The sequence below is a fragment of the Pseudomonas sp. M47T1 genome, assembly GCF_000263855.1.
Lineage (GTDB): Bacteria > Pseudomonadota > Gammaproteobacteria > Pseudomonadales > Pseudomonadaceae > Aquipseudomonas.
Genome location: NZ_AJWX01000058.1, coordinates 1 through 1958 on the forward strand (window position 1 = coordinate 1; position 1958 = coordinate 1958).

Below are 1958 nucleotides of genomic sequence, written 5' to 3' on the forward strand. Positions count from 1 at the left end.
AGGCACCTTCGGCGTGCCCGACCAGTTGCCCGACCGCACCCCAGCCCTGGACCGGCTGCATGGCCTGCGTTTCTACCAGCGGCTATGGAGCAAGCGCCGGCGCCACGACCTTCCCATTCCCGTGGGCGACACCCCCGGCCCGGTGGCCCTGCGTGACAAGGGCGAAGGCGGCACTGCACTGCCCAAATGGAGCTTCTCGGCCATCGTCCAGCGCCGCTCGAGTGTGGGTGAAACCCGGCGCATCAACGCCGAGGCACTGGTGCCCGTGCATCAACCGGACATGTTTGGCGGCGAGCACACGCCGGGCATTGATCGGCCAGACGCGGTGTCGCAGAACAATGCGCTGGGCAATCCCAAGGCGCACTTCAAACGCATAGCGATGGGCTACCGCGACAAACCCTTCGACGTGGTCACCGAACAGGCTCGGTGGAACGACGGCAAGGAAGACGAGGACTGCGCGGTGTTCACCCAAGCCGAAGTCGAGGAGCACCACCACAAGCAGCGCAAGGTCATGTACCAGCTCAGGCGTGAAGAAACACCGAACGAAATCCGGGCGCGCATGGCGCTGGACCCTGCGGAGTGGGAAGCCAACAGCTATCACTCGGCGGTGCTGCGCAGCGCGGTGAACCATCAATGGGTGACGGCGATGGATATTGCCATTGGGCAGGGGCAGTGCCTGGATGATCCGGAGATGCGGGAAGTACTGCTGGCCATGGCGGATTGGCGGATGACCGAAGAGCAATACGCCAACATCAAGGAATTACCAGGCTTGGGCAAATTAAGTCTGGAAGCACAGGCAATGATCGAGGCGGTATTCAAATACTACGATAAAGGCATATTTCCTTCTCCTGATTTAGTGCCGTTGACATTGCCGTCATTGGTAAAGGGACAGTCACCCGGCGGCGAGGCGTCCCAATGAGCGACCCGACCTTGATGAACTTCCCGAAGCTCAAGCCTTATTTGGTTCTGGCTGCCGTCCTCACTCTGGGATGGCTGAGCTATTGCCTTTATTCAGCGGACATACCGCATGTTCCAGACATTCCCCTGAACGAAATAGGTGAACAGATGAAGTTCGGAACCTTCATGATTCTGTCCGGTACATTAATGGCTTTCATGGCACATTCGGCCGGCAAAGCCTTGGCTGCGGAAACACGCGCGGACGAAGCAAAACTGCGCGATTTAGGTGAGTCCATACGTGAAGCGGATCGGCTTAAAGTAAAACAGTTTGATCTGGAAATCCGTGGGGCAGGGCTCGCCATTGACGCTAACCAACAGTCTACTATCTGGAAAAAGATTAAGAACACCAATAACAACTTCATTTCGATTCATTCGCGAGACCCGGAAAAGTACCACGAGTCTTTACAAAACCGTCAAAACCTCGCGGCCATTAATACCCGAGCCGCCTTCCGCCACTCCGCCCGCGATGGCGTCGCCTACTGGCCCATCCCCACCTTTGCCCTGGGCCCACCCGCCAGGCCGGACAACCAGTCCAGGGCCGCCCGCCTGATCCTGAGCGGCAGAAACGCTGCCACCCTGGGAGTGACCCTGTTCGTTTGCGAAAAGGCCGATAACACCCTTTATGCCCAAGGCATGATTCAGGAGCTGTTCAACTTCATGGAGAAAAACAAAGAGGTTCCCCAAGCGCTGATTGTCAGCAGAGACGGCGATGTCGCCCGTAATCTCAGCCGCCCTCGGGGCACGCCCGGCCTCACCAACGGCAAGGTGGTGCCCACCGTTTTCGAAACCGTGACCGGTCTGTTGGTCAGCCGCTCCCAGCCCTTCCATTACCTGCGCTCGACAGCCCTCAACGAACCGGAAAACAACCAAGATAAAAATAGCCGGCTGGGCAAGCTCTGGTCCTTCTACTGGGAGCAAACCCGTAACTACGACACGGCCTACGAGGCCGAACTGGTTGCCTCGGGCATCGAAAAGCCCCACGCGATCAGCTCCGGCACACC

The 1958-nt window shown here is 58.5% G+C and carries 2 protein-coding genes; both read left to right on the forward strand.

The genetic code is table 11. From position 1 onward, the window contains the following. Window positions 1-919 (forward strand): effector protein Tle3 domain-containing protein (locus tag PMM47T1_RS28420; RefSeq protein ID WP_008375857.1); only part of this gene is annotated, 919 nt, incomplete at its 5' end. Next, on the forward strand, window positions 916-1958 hold a 1043-nt coding region (locus PMM47T1_RS28425; protein WP_008375859.1), incomplete at its 3' end, for a type VI lipase adapter Tla3 domain-containing protein. The genes PMM47T1_RS28420 and PMM47T1_RS28425, both read left to right, overlap by 4 nt.